The following is an 18,554-nucleotide window of genomic DNA, read 5'->3' on the forward strand; positions in this document are numbered from 1 at the left end:
GGCGTGCAAGGAATGCGACTGCATCGAATGCGGTCCCTGTATCGCGACCGCGAAGATCGTTGAGAGACTGCAGCCGGGTCAGGATGTCAGGAACAGCGGATTCGTCGTCCTGAGCGCGCAGCGCCTTGATGGCGGCGAGCTGAAGCGAGTTGTTGAAACTGGTGCCGCTTAGTTGTTTGCGGAGTGCTGTGGCGACTGCTGCATCGCCGGGGCGTGCGCCCCAGGATTCGGTGATGCTGGCGAGAATGTCGGGGTTCTTCTCGCTCTGGGCTATTTTCCACAGGGTGGCCTGCGAGTCAGCCGTGTTCAGCGCGGCAAGAGATTGCACGATGGTCTTGCGCACGCGTGCATCGGGCTGGCTGCTGCTGCCTGCGATCAGCGCCGCACGTGCTGCGGGTTCGGCGATTTTTGCGAGTGTCTTCGCAGCCTCGGAGCGGACGGCGTAGAAGGTGTCTTCACGCAGGGCTTTGGCGAGCTTGTCGATGTGCTTTTCATCGAGTGTGCTGATGGCGAGCAGGCGGCCGATGATGTCGGCTTGCAGTTGTTTGTCGAGCATTGGGCCCGGTGGGGTGAAAGCGACCTTGGCCAGCACGGTGTAATTGGGATCAATGCGAACCAGTTCCGGCTGGGTGGGCAGCGGGAAGTAAAAGTCTTCGACCTCTTTGCTGACGTCCGCTTTGAAACGGAGCATCTCTTTTTGTCCGGCGATGGCGAAGCCGACGGGCAGCGGAACGCGGAAGAGGCGCACTTGCTCGCTGAGCTTCTGCGTCTGCCGCACGGTGATCTTGGCCTGCTTTAATCCGGCGTCCCACGCGTAGTCAATTTTCAATTCAGGCACGCCGCCGTGGAAAAGCCATTGATCGAAAAACTGATCAAACGAGAGTCCGCTGACTTCTTCAATGACGTCCTGCAGGTCTTCGGTGCGGACGATGCCGTTGCGATGCCGCTCAAGATACGTTTTGATGCACTTGCGGTACAATTCAGGGCCGAGCTGGCTGCGCAACATGTGCAGCACCCAGGCACCCTTTGGGTAGGCGCGTGAGTCGAACTGCTGCATCGGATCGCCATAGTCACGCCAGACGATGGGGCGGGTGTCGTTTGACTGAAATACCTGCTCTGCTTCTCTCCATAACGAGTACTTCATCGCATCGGTGCCGAATTTTTTCTCTTCGTAGAGATCCGTGTAGTAAGTAGCGAAGCCTTCGTTTAGCCAGAGGTGCGACCAGTCGCGGCAGGTGACGAGATCACCGAACCACTGGTGGGCTGTCTCATGCGCATCGAGCTCATGCAGGGAGCGTAACTGCTCGGTGTCGGAGTTGAACAGCATGTCGGCGGCCTCAAAGGTGCAGCTGGTGTTTTCCATGCCTCCGGCGATGAAATCGAGGCAGTAGATCTGATAGTATTTGTCCCAGGCAAAGGGCACGCCGATTTCCTTTTGGTAGAACTCGATGATCTTGCGGGTGTCGGCAAAGGCGTTTGCCGCCTGTGCGGTGTGGGAAGGGGGGACCAGCAAGGCGAGAGGAAGCGCGCCCGCCTTGTCTTCCAGCTTGTGGAAGTGACCGGCGACCATCGCGATGAGGTAGTTCACATGTGGCTTGTCCTGCAACCAGTGAAAGGTCACGAGGCCATCAACGCCGGGCTGTTCGCTTTGCAGCGTACCATTGGAGATGACCTGCATGCCCTTGGGCACATGGCAGATGACTTCGCTGGTGAAGCGCTCATTGGGATAGTCGTAGCTGGGGAACCAAAAGCGATGCTCCTCCGCCTCGCCCTGGCTCCACACCTGCGTGTCTTCGGCTTTGTAGCCCATCTCCGGGGTGCGGAAATACAAGCCGTGATCGGGTTGAGCTGAATAGGTGATCGTGACCGTCGTCTCCGCGTCCGGGGCAATTGCTTTGGCAAAGGTGATGATGAGTTTGTCATTCGTGACCTGATGCTCTGCCACCTGGGCACCCGCAGCGGTGATGGTGGCGATCTGCAAGTCCACTGCGTCGAGTTCCAGTTTTTCCAGCGGCAGGGCGATTGGCTTGAATCGAAGTGTCGCCGAGCCTGAGACTGTGCGCTTGGCAAAATTAGGCGTCACATCGAGCTTCACATGCAGAATGTCCGCCCGCCGGTCCCGCGCATATTTTCGACCCGGGATGAGTTGCAACTGCGGCGGCAGCAGATGCTTGTCACAAATCCTGCAGTCGGAGGAATCGGCGGCGGCATCCGTGGCCAACAATGCGATGGCAAGAATGAGGTGGTGGAAACGCATGATGGCGGCGAGCATCCCGAACTGGATGCGGGGTGGCAAGCACAATCAGGAAGGAGAAGCGTTTGGCTGGCGTATTTGGCAGGGTCATGCTCACTTTTTCCGATCACAGCCAGGGTTCCTCGCGCCTACAGCGGCGCGATTTCCTGCGCATTGGCGGGCTGGGACTGGGCGGGCTGGGGTTGAGTGATCTGATGGCGCTCAAGGCATCTAATTCGCCGCTGCTCAAGGACAAGTCGGTGATCTTCCTGTTCATGCACGGCGGGCCGTCGCAGTTCGAGACCTTTGATCCGAAGATGGATGCGCCGTCGGAAATTCGTAGCGTCACGGGCGAGATCAAAACCAAGCTGCCCGGCGTGACCTTTGGCGGCACGTTTGAGCGGCTGGCCAAGCTGGCGGACAAGTTCAGCATCGTGCGCTCCTTCGTCACGGGAGACTCAGTGCATGATATTAAGACCATCGTGGGCAAGGATACGATGAAGGCGAATCTCGGTTCGCTGTACTCACGTATCGCCGGGCCTCTGCGGAAAAGCAGTGCGATGCCGACCAATGTGGCGCTGTTTCCGCAGGCGGTCTCTTTCACCGCAGGTCCTGTGATCAAGCAATTCGGCGACTTTACCTCCAGCGGAGAATTTGGTTCCACCTATCAGCCCTTTGTGCCTGGCGTGGGCAGCGGTGCACAGGCGGATATGACACTGAGCATGCCACAGTCGCGGCTGGATGACCGCCGGGGCTTGCTCGCATCTTTGGACCAGTGGCAGCATCGTTTGGACGGCAGCCAGGCCCTTGGTGGCATGCCGGAATTTCAATCGCTCGCCTTTGATGTGCTGCGGCGCGGAGTGTCGGATGCGTTTGATCTCTCCAAGGAAGACCCGCGTCTCATCGCCCGCTACGACACGGCTCCGCTGCTGCCCAAGGACCGCATCAGCACGCAGTGGAACAACCGCGAGCACTATGCGGACAACGCCGCCACGCTGGGCAAGCTGCTGCTCATGGCGCGGCGTTTGTGTGAGCGCGGTTGTGGCTTTGTCACCGTCACGACGAGCTTTGTGTGGGATATGCACGCGGACAACAACAACGCCCCGTGTCGCACTGGCATGGACTACGTCGGGCGTCCATTTGATCACGCGGTGTCCGCGCTGATTGAAGACATCGAGTCACGCGGCCTGAGCGAAAAAATAATGCTCGTCTGCTGTGGTGAGATGGGCCGCTCGCCCAGGATCAATGTCAAAGGCGGGCGTGATCACTGGGGCGGACTCGCGCCGCTCATGATTTATGGCGGTGGTTTGAAGATGGGTCAGGTCATTGGGCAGTCGGCGCGCCATGGCGGCGAACCCGCCTCCGAGCCGATCACGATTCCTGATTTGATTGCCACGATCATGCACACGCTGGTGGATCTCGGCGAAGCGCGTGTCACTGATGGCCTGCCGCCGGGACTGCTCAATGTGCTCACGCGCGGTCAGCCGATTCGCGGCTTGGTTTAATTTTGCTTTCATGAAACACACACTTCGCCTTCTCGTCTTCCTGGGTTCCATTACGGCCAGTCTCAACGCTGTCGAAAAGCAGCAGACGATGACCTTTTATGTCTCTGGCGTGGAGTGCGGGAGCTGCGTGTATGTGGTGCAGCAGTCGATCAGTGAAATGAAGGGTGTTTCAGATGCGACGGTGGTGCAGGTGATCGACAATTACGCCAATGTTGTGTTTGATCCGAAAGTGGTCAGCGAACACCAGATCGCGCAGGCGGTGCGCGAGGCGTTGCCAATTCACGGCAAGCCGTATCTGGCAACGTTGAAACTGCATGTGGCGGACTATGCGAAGCATGTCGCGAAAGTGGATTGCCTGTTTGCGCGGTGGAAAGACTGGGTGGAACTGGAGACGGTGGACAAGGGCAGGGGGGAGTTGCTCATCCACTGCAACGAACTCAAAAACGATGCGAAGAAAACCGGTCCGCAGGGCTGGAGTCTCGCGCAGTTCACCGCAGCGATGAAGTCACCAGCACCGGCCGGCTTGGGGCTTGATTTTACGTTGGCGAGCGAAGGGCAGTGACGACTACTCTTTGGCTTTTTTCTTTTTCTTCCCTTTGCCTGCGCCTTTCTGCTTCTCGTCACCGGAAACCGATTTGACCTCAGTCTCAGCGGCGGGGATGGCGGCTCCGAGTCTGGTCTTGATGTCGCTCATGCCGACTTCGCTGGCGAGGTTGGTCCATTCATTCGGGTCTTTGGAGTGATCGTAGAGTTCCTCGGTGTCATCGGCATAGCGGATGTAGCGCCAGTTGGCATCGCGCACGGCATGGTTGCCTTTGCCGTGTGTGCAGACGGCCACGCCGTCCCACTTGGCGGCGGGGTCTTTGAGCAGCGGCATGAGGCTCGCGCCGGTGACATGCGCAGGCACTAGCAGGCCGGTGAGTTCGCAGACGGTGGGGTACATGTTCATGTAATCGACCGGTGCTGTGCAGGTCGTGCCCGGCTTTGTCACACCGGGGGCGACGATGGCCATGGAGGTGCGGGTGGTGTCTTCCCATAGGGCAAATTTCCGCCAGTGCTCCTTCTCGCCCAGATTCCAGCCGTGATCCGTCCACCAGACGATGATGGTCTTGTCTTTGCGGGGGCTTTGATCGAGCCCGTCGAGCAGGCGACCGACTTGATCATCGAGGAATGAAATCGTCGCGAGATAGGCTTGTACGCCCTTTTTCCATTGGTCACCTTTGACCACGGCGGCGTGGTCGCCCTCAGGGCCGGCCATGCGCACGCCGGCTTTGGGGATGTCATCGAGGTCGTGCTCTTTCGTCACGGGCAGTTGGATGTCAGCGAGCGGAAAGCGATCATAGTATTCTTTGGGGGCATACCATGGCAGGTGGGGCTTGATGTAGCCGAGGGCGAGGAAGAGCGGCTTGTCCGTGGGTGCGGTCTTGAGTTGGTTGATGGCCCAGTCGGTGGCTTTGTAGTCGCCCATGTCAGAGGGTTTGGCATCCACCGGACCCCAGTCGAAGTGGCCGCGATCGAGGCCGTTTAGGTTTTCCTCATGTTCTTTGATGGTGGGAAACAATCCCTCCCATTTCGTCCATGAATCGGTGCGTCCCTCGCTGCCGTAGCCGTGGTAGATTTTGCCGCCGCCGAGGGTGTTGTAGCCACTGGCAAGGAAGTGGCGGTTGAGCGTGAGGGTGTCCTTCATCACGCCCTGCGCCGGGTCACCGTTGGTGTAGATCCCCGTCTGCCATGGGCGCAGACCGCTCATCAAAGCGGCGCGTGAAGGATTGCAGGCCGGTGCGGCGCAATGCGAATTGGTAAACGCGGTGCCACGGGCTACCAGGCGGTCGATGTTCGGAGTTTTCGTCTGCGGATGGCCGCCGAGATAGGTCACCCAGTCGTTCAAATCATCGACGGCGATGAAGAGAACATCGGGTTTCTGTTGAGCGAACGCAGCAGAACTAAACAGTAGGAACAGTGCGAAAAGACGATTCATGGCCCGCCTTGAACGCGGCCATGATCATCGTCTTACGCGGAAATGCGCCTCAATCGTCATCCATCTCCAGGCGGTACAGCGCTCCGTCTTGTGAGAGCAGCACTGGCTCGCCATCGACATCCGCAGTGACGAGCGAGGGGTTGAACTTGTGTTCAGGGGCCTTTCGGTGCAGCACGCTGCGGCGGGAAGCCTTGCCGCTGGCGGGGTCGATGCCCAGCGCCCAGACAGTGCCGTAGCCCCAGTCGGCGAAGATAAATGCGCCGTCGAGCTGTGGCAGTTTTTGTCCGCGATAGAGCAGGCCGCCGACGATGCAGATGCCCTCACCACGCATGCGGGTGTAGGCATGCACGGGTTCTGTGATGGTCATATCCGGCAGATAGCTGTGCGCATGTGCGAAACTCTTCGCCGGTCCTTCGCGGTCACTCCAGCCGTAGTTGGCACCTGCTTCCACGCGGTTGATCTCCTCCCACAGGTCCTGACCCACGTCCGCGAGCCAGAGCTGGCCGGAGCGAGCGTCAAAGGAGAGTCCCCAGGGATTGCGAAAACCGAGGGCGAAAATTTCAGGGCGCACGGTTTGCGCCTTGGTGAAGGGATTGTCGTCGGGGATCGCATACGGGAGCTTGCCGCTGCGGCCGTTCACATCAATGCGCAGGACTTTTCCATGCAGCACCCAGGGGTTTTGCGCCAGACGGTACGGGTCATCCCGCAGACCGCCATCGCCCAGCGCGATGTAGAGGCAGCCATCCGGCCCGAAGGCGATGTGGCCGCCCCAGTGGTCTGCCAGGGGCTGTGGAATCTCCAGGAGCACACGCTCGGTTTCTGGCAATGCATCGGGAGTTGAATCCTTGGAGGCGCGCATCTCACTGATCACCGTGCGGCGGGGGTCGCTCTGAGTGTAACTGAGGTAAAACAGCCGGTTTTCGGCAAAACGAGGATGAAATGCGATGCCGTGCACGCCCTCCTCGAAGAGCAGAATGTCTTTCATTTTCGCACGGAAATCGAGGAAGGGCCGCCACTGGCCGCTGCCATCGAGGCGTACGGCGCAGAATTCACCGCGCTGCATGGCGATGACTTGCTCCCTACTGGCGTCTGGCAGCGAGGCCAGCATGACGGGTGAATCAAATTCGCGATCAAAGGCGAGTTTGCGCAGCACGATTCCTGGCAGCGGCTCTTCAGGGATCTCCAGCGGCGGAATTTCGGGTAATGCGGGGACGGGCTGGGGAGAGGCGGCCTCCTGGATGGCGGGGTAGATGGGACTGTTTGCAAAAAACGCCGCCAGCGTCATGGCGGGCAGCCAGAAGCGAGAAATGGGAAGGGGATTCATTGAGGGGTATTGACTGCATGGACCATGCCATGATGACAGCAAGGGGCCTCGCTTTGCTCAAAACACATTGGCTAAATTGTGCGGGAGTGGTCAGGAGGCCGTGCGGGGGCAACCGGCTGAATTTTGGAGATGAGAGCGGCGATTACGACCGGCCGGTGGCTTGGGACACCCCTGAGAAACTTTTTCCACGTCTTGCACTCCTTCCGTGGCATGCCAATGGTGGGTGCTCCTTTACGATGAGCGACCCAATCAGTCACGAGTGCGGCATAGCGGTGGTGCGGCTGAAAAAGCCGCTAGGCTACTTCTATCAAAAATACGGCAACGCCCTCTACGGCTTTGACGCACTGCAGGCGATCATGACCAAGCAGCGCAACCGCGGCCAGGACGGCATGGGCATCGGCTGCAGCAAGCTCGGCATGCCCCCCGGCCTCCCCTATATGTTCCGCGTGCGCAGCACCGAGAGTGTGGAGCGCATCGGCCAAGTTTTTGAGGAGGAGCGCAAGGAGTTCAAGCGCATCGCCCGCCGGATCGACAAGCAGCGCAAGGATGAGCGCGACCAGGAAGGCAAGGAATTCGTGTCCTTTGAGGACGATCCGGACGCCATCAAGCGTGAGTTTGAGATGGCCGGAGAGATTTACATCGGCCATCTGCGTTACGGCACCAGCGGTGACTTCGGCAAGGGCTGCCTGCACCCCTACATGCGCCGCACCACCTGGCCTACGCGTACGCTGATGGTGATGGGGAATTTCAACCTCACCAACACCCGCGAACTCAATGAGGTCATGATGCAGCGCGGGCAGCACCCCGTCTTCGGCACGGACACGCAGAGTGTGCTCGAAGAAATCGGCTTTCAGCTCGATGAGGCGCACACCAAGCTCTACCATGAGCTGCGTGACTCCGGAATGCCGGGAGAAGACATTCCACAGCATATCAGCGAGCAACTGGACGTGACCGAAGTGATCAAGGAATCCGCCAAACGCTGGGATGGCGGCTACAGCATCGTCGGCGTCATCGGCAACGGCGATCTCTTTGCCATGCGTGACCCCAGCGGCATCCGCCCGTGTCACTATTACGAGAACGACGAGATCTTCGCCATGGCCTCCGAACGTGTCGCCTTGATGTCCGTCTTTGGCGTCAATGAAGAGGACACTCATGAGATCCCTCCGGCGCATGTGGCCGTGATCAAGGCGGATGGTGGCATGACGATCCAGCCATTCATTGAGCCGCGCGAATTCAAGCCCTGTTCGTTTGAGTGTATTTATTTCTCACGTGGCAACGACTCCGCCATCTACCAGCAGCGCAAGGCGCTCGGTGAGCAGTTGGTGCCGCAGGTCGTCAAGGCCATCGACAACGACTTTGAGCACACCGTGCTCAGCTTCATCCCGAACACGGCTGAGACGGCCTATTTCGGCTTTCTCGACGGCCTGCGCAAAAGCCGCCGTAACGTCGTCAAAGAGGCTCTGATGGACATGCTCAAGCGCGGTGAATTTGACGAGGCCAAGCTCGACGATCTCGTGCTGCGCAATTGGCCGCGCGGCGAAAAAATTGCGCTCAAGGACATCAAGATGCGCACCTTCATCGCCCAGGAAACGGGGCGTGATGCGCTGGTGTCCGGCAGCTACGACATCACCTACGGTGTCGTGACGCCCAAGGACAACCTTGTGGTTATCGATGACTCCATCGTCCGTGGTACCACGCTGAAGAAAAGCCTGCTGCGAATTCTCGCACGCACCAATCCGAGGCGCATCATCGTGTGCTCCACTGCGCCGCAGATTCGCTACCCGGACTGCTACGGCATCGATATGGCCGAACTCGGCAAATTCATCGCTTTCCAGGCCGCCATTTCACTTCTGCGTGCGCGCGGCATGGCGCACATCGTGATGGAGACCTATCGCGCCTGCAAAGCCGAGATGAGAAAGCCCAAGGAAGAGATGCGCAATGCCGTGAAGGCCATCTATGCGCCGTTCACCGACGAGGAAATCTCTGCGCGCATCGCCCAGATGATCAGTCCCGAGGATACGCCGTGGCATGGCACCGTCGAAGTCATCTACCAGACCATTCCCGATCTCCACAACGCCCTCGGTGCCGAATACGGTGACTGGTACTTCAGCGGTGACTATCCGACTCCCGGAGGGTATTCAGTGGTGAACCAGTCCTTCATCCTCTACTGCGAGGCCAAGGATGGCCGTGCCCATGAGGCGCTGCTGTAAGGTGAGACAGATATTTCTGTCTTCGACGATCAAACCACGCCAAACGCGCACACTTCGTTCTTGTTCGCGCAGAGCCGTGTGAGGTGAAAGTCGGCGCAGAGCGGTGGAGCTTCGCGTTTGAGGATGTCGAGTAGCGGATACTCGTCCTGACCTTTGAATTTGATCGTCACGATGAAGTTGCGCATGCGTTTTTCGCGCAGCCATTCAAGCAGCAGGTCGATGCTGCGTTGGGGGGCGGCGATGACATCGCACATGAGCCAGTCCACGGTCTGCGGCGGCTTGTACTTAAAAGCATCGGCGACTTCAAAGTGCAGGCGTGGATTGCGCATCAAATCTTCGCGCAGTTCGGAGCGGTCGATGGCAATGACACTCGCTCCGCGCTGGATGGGTACGTAGCTCCAGCTTCCGGGTGAAGCACCGAGATCCACGCAGGTCTGGCCGTGCTCGATCTGACGTCCTAGACGCTGCTCGGACTCCACCAGTTTCGTGAAGGCGCGGGAGGGGGCGCTTTTGTCATCGGCCAGGGGCACTTCGCCACGGGGGAAACTCGAAATCAAACTGCGCAAAGCATAAGCCTGCGGTGCCTGTGAGGTGGAAATCCAGCCGGTTTCGGGAGACGTGAGAATGCACTGCACGAGGGATGTCTGCGCATCAAAGACGGTATCTGAATCGACCAAGGAACGGAGCAGGCGTCTGCGTCTCTTTTTCATGCGCTCCACGAGGCTGGCATGGATTAATTCACAGCGGTGCAGCCCGGCTTTGCCTTCGCCGTATTGCGGCCAGAGATGCAGACGCCAGGGCTGATCATCCGGGAATACTCCGGTGGTAGCGTCGATGATGCGGTCTGCCCACGCATTGATGGATGCAGCCTGGATTTCGGCGGCAGCGGGAAGGGTCTGGCGTGCAAACGCGAGCCGCAGGCCCTCCAGTGGCACATCGGTGGCGATGCCGAGGCCTTCGACTTCGTGTTGTACGGCATTCGGCGCAGCGCGGCGCAGTTCATCTGCGAGGAACGGCGCGGTGTCAGGATCGGCTAGGAAGAGATGCACGCTTGGCTCGATCACGGTTTGGCAGGTGCTGCTTCTTTGAAGGGAGACACGACGCCGAGGGTGGACGGCAGGAAGTCATCGGTGCGGAAGCAGGAGGCTGGCAGGCCCTCAGCATTGATGAGGTTGGCGCCTTCCGGCCAGCTGGCCCACGCGTAGCGCACTGCGATGGGCTGCGGCACTGCATCGCTCCAGACGACGACTTCGCTGCCGTCGATCTTGGCCTTGGCCCACAGCCATTTTTGATCGGCTCCGGCGATCTGGAAACTTTTCGGTTCGGCACCGTCGCGGGTTTTTAAACCAGAGCCGGTGTGGGTGAACTGAACGCGAATATTGTCGCCCTTCACGACGGAGGACAGATAGAGCGGGCCGCAAGATTCCGCACCGGACTTGCCGTAGTCCTGAGCCAGGGCCAGCAGCGCGAGACGGCGGCCGACCTCCTGCTTGTTCTTGGGATGGATGTCGTTTTGATCGCCGATGTCGTTGATGATGGCGATGCCACATTTGTCGAGCGTCTGAGCTGTCAGCGTCTGCGCCTCCTGCAACTCGGCCCAGGTGTCGGGGACGCCGGGTTCTGTGGTTACGGGCTTGCCGTTGCCAAAGTTTGCGAGTTGCACAATGTAAAACGAGAACGCGTCCACCCACTGTTTGCGCCAGTCATTGATCAGGGTGGGCAGCAGTTCCTGATACTGGAAGGCGCGGCGCTGGTTGGACTCGCCCTGATACCAGATGACACCTTTGACGGTGTAGGGGGCGAGGGGGGCCACCATGCCGTTGAAGAGCACGCTGGGGTGATGCTGGGTCTTGGTGGGATCTTCCGGCGGACGCGGTGCTGCTGGCTTGGGCTGCTTTTTATCAGCGGGCAATTTGGCGTTTTCGGCGTCGATCTTCTGCACCTGCGCCTGCCAGTTGGCCTTCTGCTTGTCAAAAGTGGCCAGTTCCTTGGGGCCGTCCCATTTGCTGACGGCATCCTTCCAGTCGGTGAGCAGTTCGGTGGCACAGGGGCGCTCTTCGAGCGCTTCGCGGCTCGTCCAAGCCTCGATGCGCGTGCCGCCCCAGGAGGTGTTGATCAAACCGACGGGTACTTTCAGCACCTGGTGCAGATGACGACCAAAGAAATAACCCACGGCGGAGAACTCTCCCACATTGGCACTGGTGGCCTCTTTCCACACGCCCTTGCAGTCGGACTGTGGGGTCATGCTGGTGCTGCGTTCGACATTGAACATGCGAATCTGCGGGTGATTGGCGGCGGCGATTTCTTCCTGAGCCTTGCCGGCCTGCTGCACCGCCCACTGCATGTTTGACTGGCCGGAGCAGATCCACACTTCGCCGACGAGCACGTTTTTCAGCGTGATCGTGTTTTTGCCACCCACCACGAGATCGGCGGGCTGGGCGTTTGCATTCATCGGGTTCAGCGTGAGCGACCATTTGCCGGTCGGGTCCGTGAGCGACGTGTGTGACTGATCACCGAAGGTCACCTTCACCTCTTCGCCGGCCTCAGCAGTGCCCCAGATGCGGATGAGCTGAGCCTGCTGCAAGACCATGCCGTCAGAAAAAATGGCGGGCAGTTTAACCTCGGCCTGCAGGCAGGTGGCCAGCAGGAGAAGGCAGATAATAGCGAATTTCATGGTGAATGGTCGTATGAGGGGCGGGTTCAGGCAAGTAAGCCAAATGTCAGAGCAGGGTGCTGTCGTCGGAGCGTTCCAGGCGGCCGATCTTCTTTTTGATCGTCTCCAGCAGCACGGTCATTTCATGCACGCTGCGGAAGCACTCCTTCTGCGTCTCCTCGTCGGCCAGTCCAGGAACGGCGGGGTGAATTTTCATGAATTGCAGCGCGATGTTTTTGCAGGCTTCGCGGATCTGGGCAATGGCGGCGGGTCTTTCCATGCCGCCAGCGTAGAGCGCCCGTCCCGCCCGTGCAAGACGCGGATCAGTTCTGAATCAGCTTCCTAACCCGCGGCGGGTCCGTGGTGCTGACAAAGTTTCCGTCCTGCAGCCTCCACATTTCCGTCTTCGCGGATGATTTCTCCTGCAATGCCCGGTGCCTTTTTCTTCGCGCCGATTTGGGGTTTTCTTGACCGTTCTTGCGAGCGTCATTTTGTCCGGCATTCGTCATTCGCCATTCTGGATTTCGTCATTTACTCTGCTGCGCCCATGAATCTCGTTTCCACCGCCATCCGCTACTCCACCTACCTGCTTGCCATCGCGGGCGTGATCGCGATGGGGTTCGTGCTGCAGACCATTCGCAGCCAGGAAACTGCCATCCCGGCACCGCCTGTTTTGCCACCGCAGAAGAATGCGCCCGATGACATCGCCGCCACGGGCATTCTCGAAGCCAAGGATGAAAATGTCGCCATCGGCGTGCCGGTTCCTGGCTTGGTCGAGGAGGTCAAAGTCGCCGTCAATCAGGTCGTCAAAGAAGGAACTCCGCTGCTCATTTTGGACGACCGCGAACTGCGTGCCTCGTTGCTCAAGCAGCAGGCCGCCATTGCCATCGCGCAGGCGAACATTGCCATCAACCGCGCCCAGCTTGCCAAGGTGCAGGACATGCTCGACCGCATGACTTCCATCACCGACCAGCGTGCCATCAGCCAGGACGATCTGCGCAACCGCACCAACGACGTGCTCGTGGCCAAGGCGCAAATGCAGGCCGCTGAAGCGCAGCTCACCTCAGCCCAGGCCGATGTGCAGCAGACCGAACTGCTAATCGACCGCCTCACCGTCAAAGCACCGAAGGCGGGCACCATCCTTCAGGTCAACATTCGTGCTGGCGAATACGCCTCCCCGGCGAACAAGGACCCAGCGCTCGTGCTTGGAGACATCTCCACACTGCATGTGCGTGCCGATGTGGATGAACAAAACGCCATGGAAGTGGCCTCTGGTCTCGACGCCACCTTCTCGCTGAAGAGCGACTCCTCGAAAAAGTTCAAGGTACAGTTCGTCCGCATCGAGCCCTACGTCATCCCCAAAGTCTCCCTCACGGGTGCCAGTACCGAGCGCGTGGACACGCGTGTCCTGCAGGTCATCTACAAACTCGACCGTCCCAAGGATCAGCCCCTCTACGTGGGCCAGCAGGTGGATGTGTTCATTGCGCGGAAAAAGTGAGCCTTTGCCCTGCGGCTAGCCTAGCGGGCGCGCCCTGATCAGCGCATGATGCCCGCAGAGACTCGTTGAGTCTCCCCAAATCCCACGCATGAGTGCCTCTCCTTATTGATTCGTATGCACTACCTCTCAACTCGCGGCCAGACGAAGCCGCATACCTTTTCTGAAGCCGTTGAAGCCGGGCTGGCACCGGATGGCGGGCTGTTTCTGCCGGAGAATCTGCCGAACATCACTGACAAGCTGCCAGAGTGGTCGAAGCTGACCTATCCAGAGCTCGCGGCGGAGTTTTTCACCTTGTTCGCGCCGGAGATTAGCAATACCGAATGGCATCAGCTCACCGCAGAGGCCTATCGGCAGTTTGATTCGCCGGAGGTGGCTCCGCTGAAAAAGATCACGGACAAGACTTATGTGCTGGAGCTGTTTCACGGTCCGACACTGGCTTTCAAGGACTTCGCTCTGCAACTGTTGGGCCTGCTCTACAAACGTCAGGTCGAGCACACAGGCAAGCGTCTGTCCGTGCTCGGTGCGACTTCGGGGGACACGGGCTCGGCAGCAATTCACGGCTGCCTGGGCCGCGATGGCATCACGATTTTCATTCTGTATCCGAACGGACGTGTGGCGCCGCTGCAGGAGCGCCAGATGGCCTGCACCGGAGCGGACAATGTCTTCGCCATTTCTGTGCCTGGCACTTTTGACGACGCTCAGCGCGTCGTGAAGGAGACTTTTGGCGACACCGCTTTCGCGAAATCGGTGAATCTTTCCGCTGTGAACTCGATCAACATCGCCCGTGTGCTGGCGCAGTGTGTGTACTACATCTGGGCCTGTCTGAAGCTGCCGGAGAGTGCGCGTGCCACGGCGGAATACGTCGTGCCTACGGGCAACTTTGGCAACGTGCTGGCTGGATGGATGGCGCAGCAGATGGGCATGCCCGCAGGCGGCTTCCGCGTGGCGACAAATCAAAACGACATCCTGCACCGCTTCCTTACCAGTGGCGAATACAGCCAGAGCGATGTGCATCCGAGTCATGCGCCGAGCATGGACATTCAGGCCGCGTCGAACTTCGAGCGCTTCCTCTATTACATCATGGATCAAAGCGCGGAGCGCGTTCGTGAGGTGATGGCGCAGATCAAATCGGGCGCTCCGTTCAAGATCGACCTGCCCAAAACTTCGCTGCGCTCCACCCGCATGGACGATGATCAGATCGTCCGCGTCATCGCGCAGATGTGGCAGGACTGGCAGTATGTGCTCGATCCGCACACGGCCTGCGCATTCACTGACATGGCGGCGGACCGGGTCAGTGTCGTGCTGGCCACGGCGAGCCCGGCGAAGTTTCCCGAAGTCGTGCTGCAGGCCACAGGAAGCGAGCCTACGCATCCCACTCTCGAAGCGCTGAAGTCGAAATCGCTGCAAACCTGGCCGATGGCGGCGGACGTGGCGACGGTGCAGGAATTCATCCGGCAACAAACCAGTCACGGAAGCAAGGCTTGACGCCGACGGTGGTGGGTGGGTTTAATCACAATCATATGAAATCGTCGCCATTTTCTCTAGCCAGCACCAGCTCGCTGGACTTCTCTCCCTACCTGACCAAGGGCAGTGACTCAGGCAATGGGGTGACGCTCATGATTGGCGATGTTTACACCTACCTCCTGCTCGGCAGCGGGCCGCTGCTGGTCATCGCGGCATTCGTGCTGGTGAAGGTCATGTATGCACGGGTGAAATTCTTCGCGCTGGAATTTGGCAACGGCGGTTTTGTGGGCCGCAGCAAGGTCATCGCGCCATCCATCATTATGGGATCGCTGCTGTTTTTCGGTGGTGTGGCTGCCACCTGGCTGGGATGGCAGAGCATGGGCTACTCCGTGACGCTCAATGCCAAGGGATTGCATGAGGTGTCGCGCAGTGAATCCGTCCACTATGAGTGGTCCGATGCGACGAGTGCAGCGGAGCGCATCAAATCGACGGAGTTCTGGGTGGCCTTTGCCAAGGATGGTCGCAAATGTCGTGTGAGTTTTCAGCAGCGCTTCATCGGCGAAAAGCTGCAGGACAAAGCGATTGCCATCGCAGAGCGCGCGCTGGCTTACTCGAAGATATCGCGCATCAAATAGCGCGGCAGCGCTATTTCAGCGCCTTGACGAGCACTTTTGAGTTCCGTCCGCTCTTGTCGTACTTTTCGCGGCGGCTGAGCGGCAGTGCATCAGGTTCGGCCACGGTGTAGCCCATTTTTTCCTCGAAGAAGCGAAACGCCTGCGTGCTGAGCGCCACAATGACCTCACAGCCGCGGTGCCGTGCCTGTTCTTCCGCGAAGGCTACCAGCTTGCGGCCATGGTTTTTGTTTTTGTGCGAGCGCCGCACAAAGAGGCAGGCCAGCTCGGCGATTTTTCGACCGTCTTCCTCATAGGCATGTACAGCGACGGAGCCGATGGGGTTGCCATCGAGTTCGAGCACGAAGAAATCTTTGATCTTGGATTGAATCTGGTCGCGCGTGCGCGGCACCAGAGCGGCATCGTCCACGCTCTGCTGCATCATGGAGAGCAGGGCAGGGACGTCTGAGGTGCGGGCTTTGCGGATCTGCTGGTAGTCATCGGCATGGATCATCGTGCCGACGCCTTCATTGGAAAACAGTTCGGCCAGCAGGGCTTCATCCTGAGTGCCATCCACGATGTGAACGCGCGGCACACCTTCCTGGCAGGCCAGTGCGGCATAGCGTAGCTTGGAGAGCATGCTGACATCATGCTTTGAATCCTTGCGCTTGTGCATCTCGCGGGCTTCAGCCACGGAGAGCTGCTCCAGGCGGGTGCCGTCTGCGGCAGTGATGCCTGATTCGGCCACGAAGATGACTTTTGCGGCCTGCAGTGCGATGGCGACCTCCACGGCCACTGCGTCGGAGTTCAGGCGCAGCGTGGTGCCTTTGCCGTCATAGCCGAGCGGGGGCAAAATGGGAATAATGTCGGCTTTGAGCAGGGCGCGCAGGGTTTCTTCATCGACTCGTTCGATGCGTCCGGTGAACTCCTGGTCCACGCCGTGGATCACGCCGGCTGGATGCACCGCGAGTGCATTGGAAACGGCCACCGGCATCTCCAGTGCGGTCAAATCCGCCACGAGATCGCTGCACTGGTGCATGATCGCATCCACGGCGATCTCAATGCCTGCGGCATCGGTCCGGCCCATGCCATCGTCATTGTAGAGAGTGATGCCGCGCTTTTCGGCCAGCCTTCGCACCTGCTCACGCGCGCCGAAAACGAGTACGACCTCGATGTTGAGCGACTGCAGCACGGCCACGTCTTGCAGGATGCTGGCGAATCCTGGCTGAGTCATCAGCGCGCCGTCAAAGGCGATTACAAAGATGCGCTGCCGGAATTGCGGCACGTAACGCAGGATGCCGCGCAAGTCTTCGAAGCGCTGCTGGGGTTTGGCGGGGTCGTTGTTCACTGTTTGAGCCGTCAAGATAGCACAACGCCAGCGATTTCGTCCCAAAGTTTGTCGATCTCCTTGGGGCCGTGCGAAGGCCTGCCGGCTTTGGCGAACCAGTAGTCTGCATTCCACTGGTCGCCTTCGATCAGGTGAAGCAGCGCATGAATCCAAGAGCCCATCTTGGTATGGATGTCCTGCGCGATGTTATGAGCATCTTCCCAGCGGCCCTGTTTGGCATGCCAGAGTGCCAGAGCTTCGGGTGAGATGGCTTCCGCTTCGACTTGGGCGGCTTTTTGCAGTTCAGCGGCGGTCATTTCAGTCGTCTTCCGGCAGCGGCTGGCCCTTGGTTTCAGGTGCGAACGGCAGAATGAAAATACCCATGAGGAAGATGGCGCACATGGTCATCGCCGCGTAGCGCAGCGGCAGTGCTGGATCCTGAGCGGCGAACTTGCCGTAGATGCCGGAGGTGAGCGTGGCGGAGAAGAAGCTGCCACCGGCGGCGGCGAAACGGCCCAGATTGTAGCAAAAGCTGGTGCCCGTGCTGCGAAGCTTGCTCGGGAACAGCTCAGGCAGATAAATGGCGAATCCGGCGAACACACTCAGCTGCACCATGCCCATGAGGAACATCATCCACCGTGCTGCGATTGGATCGCTCATCTTCCAGTAAACCAGGAAGGTGACGATGAGTGCTCCGCTGAAGCCCAGGAAGAAGGCAAAACGGCGGCCCAGCTTGGCCACATTGGTGAACAGGGTCATGCCGACTGCTGCCCCCAGCATGTTCCAGAGGTAGGCCACGGAGATCGCATTATTCACTTCGCCGGCCACCTTGTCAGGAGCCACACCCGCCTTTTCATAGAACTGTTTGAACACCACCTTCTGCAAATCGACGGCATACTCGCCGATGGCCCACAGGCCGATCACGCCGGTGCTGGCGATGACCGCGCCAACGAAGAGATTTTTGCGCCAGCGGGCGCTGGCGAGCAGGCTGGAATAGGGCGCGAAGATGCTGCCCTTTGGGAGCTGATTCGTATCCTTGAGATGCTGCCATGAGGCGGGCTCCTTGAGATATTTGCGGGTGAAGATGATCATCAGCGCTGGTGCTGCGCCAATGAGAAACATCCAGCGCCAGCCGGAACCCGCGACGATGGTGTGATTTGCTTCCAAGGTGTCGATACCGATCTTCGCAAAACCTGCGGCGAGGTTGCCGATGGTTGACAGAATCTGCAACAGACCAAGGCACTGGATACGCGCACCACTGGGAACGGTTTCTGCGATCAAGGCCACGGCCAGGCCAAACACGCCGCCCACGCCCACGCCGGTAAGGAAGCGGAAGATGGTGAAGTCGAGCTGTGAGCGGCTGAAATAGCTCAGGCCGGTAAAGGCGGAGTAGATCAGGATCGTCAGCGTCAGCATCTTTGCACGACCGTATTTGTCTCCCAAGGCCCCGAAGATCAGTCCGCCAATGCCCCAGCCGATGAGGAAACATGCGGTGACAATTTTGCCAAAGGCCTGCAAATCGGGACTCGATGACGGCAGCTTCATCAGTTCCATCAGAGCAGGCACGCGGGCGAGGGAAAACAGACGCTGGTCCAGGCAGTCAAAGAACCAGGCGGCGGAGGCGACGATCAGCACAAACCAGTGGTAGCTGGTCAGTTGCTTGTACCAAGGCGCGGTGGAATCGGGGAGGGGCGAGGTGCTCATGAAGCGCGGATGTTGAATGACATGGAGGGGGATGACAATCCCGAATT

15 protein-coding genes are annotated in these 18,554 nt (G+C 59.3%); 6 read left to right on the forward strand and 9 right to left on the reverse strand.

Features of this window, described 5'->3' with window-relative positions; all coding sequences use genetic code 11:
• Positions 1-2,257, reverse strand: a 2,257-nt coding sequence (locus tag PSV43_RS07280; RefSeq protein ID WP_300195032.1) for a M1 family metallopeptidase, incomplete at its 3' end; no start/stop codon positions are given.
• Between the two features lie 86 nt (positions 2,258-2,343).
• Between PSV43_RS07280 and PSV43_RS07285 the strand changes: the two genes are divergently transcribed.
• Both PSV43_RS07285 and PSV43_RS07290 read left to right on the forward strand, forming a co-directional pair.
• Complete coding sequence (locus tag PSV43_RS07285) at positions 2,344-3,738, forward strand: DUF1501 domain-containing protein (RefSeq protein ID WP_300195033.1); 1,395 nt, start codon at positions 2,344-2,346, stop codon at positions 3,736-3,738.
• Positions 3,739-3,748: 10 nt separating this feature from the next.
• Complete coding sequence (locus PSV43_RS07290) at positions 3,749-4,300, forward strand: heavy-metal-associated domain-containing protein (RefSeq protein WP_300195035.1); 552 nt, start codon at positions 3,749-3,751, stop codon at positions 4,298-4,300.
• A gap of 3 nt (positions 4,301-4,303) precedes the next feature.
• Here PSV43_RS07290 and PSV43_RS07295 read toward each other — a convergent pair whose 3' ends face one another.
• Positions 4,304-5,716, reverse strand: a complete 1,413-nt coding sequence (locus PSV43_RS07295; RefSeq protein ID WP_300195037.1) for a sulfatase — start codon at positions 5,714-5,716, stop codon at positions 4,304-4,306.
• A 49-nt stretch (positions 5,717-5,765) separates the two neighbouring features.
• Positions 5,766-7,040: a PQQ-dependent sugar dehydrogenase gene (locus PSV43_RS07300; protein WP_300195039.1), complete on the reverse strand. Its 1,275-nt coding sequence runs from the start codon at positions 7,038-7,040 to the stop codon at positions 5,766-5,768.
• A gap of 236 nt (positions 7,041-7,276) precedes the next feature.
• On the opposite strand from PSV43_RS07300, the gene PSV43_RS07305 reads away from it, so the two are divergent.
• Entirely contained in the window at positions 7,277-9,250 is a 1,974-nt protein-coding gene (locus PSV43_RS07305; RefSeq protein ID WP_300195041.1) for an amidophosphoribosyltransferase, read from the forward strand.
• Between the two features lie 29 nt (positions 9,251-9,279).
• Here the strand turns inward: PSV43_RS07305 and PSV43_RS07310 are convergent, their stop codons facing one another.
• Genes PSV43_RS07310 through PSV43_RS07320 form a run of 3 tightly spaced genes read right to left on the reverse strand, consistent with a single transcriptional unit; the run spans position 9,280 to position 12,183 of the window.
• Positions 9,280-10,314: an SAM-dependent methyltransferase gene (locus PSV43_RS07310; RefSeq protein WP_300195043.1), complete on the reverse strand. Its 1,035-nt coding sequence runs from the start codon at positions 10,312-10,314 to the stop codon at positions 9,280-9,282.
• Positions 10,311-11,924: a sialate O-acetylesterase gene (locus PSV43_RS07315; protein WP_300195045.1), complete on the reverse strand. Its 1,614-nt coding sequence runs from the start codon at positions 11,922-11,924 to the stop codon at positions 10,311-10,313. Before PSV43_RS07315 ends, PSV43_RS07310 begins: the two co-directional genes overlap by 4 nt.
• A gap of 46 nt (positions 11,925-11,970) precedes the next feature.
• Positions 11,971-12,183 (reverse strand): hypothetical protein, encoded by a 213-nt coding sequence (locus PSV43_RS07320; protein WP_300195047.1) that lies wholly within the window; start codon positions 12,181-12,183, stop codon positions 11,971-11,973.
• Positions 12,184-12,450: 267 nt separating this feature from the next.
• On the opposite strand from PSV43_RS07320, the gene PSV43_RS07325 reads away from it, so the two are divergent.
• From PSV43_RS07325 to PSV43_RS07335, 3 genes are all read left to right on the forward strand, one after another.
• The gene (locus PSV43_RS07325; RefSeq protein ID WP_300195049.1) at positions 12,451-13,401 is read left to right on the forward strand and encodes an efflux RND transporter periplasmic adaptor subunit; all 951 of its coding nucleotides are present in this window, start codon (positions 12,451-12,453) and stop codon (positions 13,399-13,401) included.
• Between the two features lie 114 nt (positions 13,402-13,515).
• Positions 13,516-14,886, forward strand: a complete 1,371-nt coding sequence (gene thrC / locus PSV43_RS07330) for a threonine synthase (RefSeq protein ID WP_300195051.1) — start codon at positions 13,516-13,518, stop codon at positions 14,884-14,886.
• 35 nt (positions 14,887-14,921) lie between these two features.
• On the forward strand, positions 14,922-15,500 hold the full coding sequence (locus PSV43_RS07335) for a hypothetical protein (RefSeq protein WP_300195053.1): 579 nt from the start codon (positions 14,922-14,924) through the stop codon (positions 15,498-15,500).
• A gap of 10 nt (positions 15,501-15,510) precedes the next feature.
• Here the strand turns inward: PSV43_RS07335 and argA are convergent, their stop codons facing one another.
• The 3 genes from argA to PSV43_RS07350 are packed head-to-tail and all read right to left on the reverse strand — an operon-like array spanning position 15,511 to position 18,507.
• A complete protein-coding gene (gene argA, locus PSV43_RS07340; RefSeq protein WP_300195055.1) occupies positions 15,511-16,839 on the reverse strand; it encodes an amino-acid N-acetyltransferase in 1,329 nt (442 codons plus the stop codon).
• Positions 16,836-17,120, reverse strand: coding sequence for a hypothetical protein (locus PSV43_RS07345; protein WP_300195057.1), 285 nt, complete (start codon positions 17,118-17,120; stop codon positions 16,836-16,838). The genes argA and PSV43_RS07345 overlap by 4 nt, the downstream gene beginning before the upstream one ends.
• Position 17,121: 1 nt before the next feature.
• On the reverse strand, positions 17,122-18,507 hold the full coding sequence (locus PSV43_RS07350; RefSeq protein ID WP_300195059.1) for an MFS transporter: 1,386 nt from the start codon (positions 18,505-18,507) through the stop codon (positions 17,122-17,124).
• Between the last annotated feature and the right edge of the window lie 47 nt (positions 18,508-18,554).

The sequence above is a fragment of the Prosthecobacter sp. genome, assembly GCF_029946185.1.
Taxonomy (GTDB): Bacteria; Verrucomicrobiota; Verrucomicrobiia; order Verrucomicrobiales; family Verrucomicrobiaceae; genus Prosthecobacter.

Excerpts from the sequence above, each read along its gene's own strand:
- PSV43_RS07285 (WP_300195033.1), top strand. The coding sequence starts at position 2,344 with ATGCTCACTTTTTCCGATCACAGCCAGGGTTCCTCGCGCCTACAGCGG.
- PSV43_RS07290 (WP_300195035.1), top strand. The coding sequence starts at position 3,749 with ATGAAACACACACTTCGCCTTCTCGTCTTCCTGGGTTCCATTACGGCC.
- PSV43_RS07295 (WP_300195037.1), bottom strand. The coding sequence starts at position 5,716 with ATGAATCGTCTTTTCGCACTGTTCCTACTGTTTAGTTCTGCTGCGTTC.
- PSV43_RS07300 (WP_300195039.1), bottom strand. The coding sequence starts at position 7,040 with ATGAATCCCCTTCCCATTTCTCGCTTCTGGCTGCCCGCCATGACGCTG.
- PSV43_RS07305 (WP_300195041.1), top strand. The coding sequence starts at position 7,277 with ATGAGCGACCCAATCAGTCACGAGTGCGGCATAGCGGTGGTGCGGCTG.
- PSV43_RS07315 (WP_300195045.1), bottom strand. The coding sequence starts at position 11,924 with ATGAAATTCGCTATTATCTGCCTTCTCCTGCTGGCCACCTGCCTGCAG.
- PSV43_RS07320 (WP_300195047.1), bottom strand. The coding sequence starts at position 12,183 with ATGGAAAGACCCGCCGCCATTGCCCAGATCCGCGAAGCCTGCAAAAAC.
- PSV43_RS07325 (WP_300195049.1), top strand. The coding sequence starts at position 12,451 with ATGAATCTCGTTTCCACCGCCATCCGCTACTCCACCTACCTGCTTGCC.
- thrC (WP_300195051.1), top strand. The coding sequence starts at position 13,516 with ATGCACTACCTCTCAACTCGCGGCCAGACGAAGCCGCATACCTTTTCT.
- PSV43_RS07335 (WP_300195053.1), top strand. The coding sequence starts at position 14,922 with ATGAAATCGTCGCCATTTTCTCTAGCCAGCACCAGCTCGCTGGACTTC.
- PSV43_RS07345 (WP_300195057.1), bottom strand. The coding sequence starts at position 17,120 with ATGACCGCCGCTGAACTGCAAAAAGCCGCCCAAGTCGAAGCGGAAGCC.
- PSV43_RS07350 (WP_300195059.1), bottom strand. The coding sequence starts at position 18,507 with ATGAGCACCTCGCCCCTCCCCGATTCCACCGCGCCTTGGTACAAGCAA.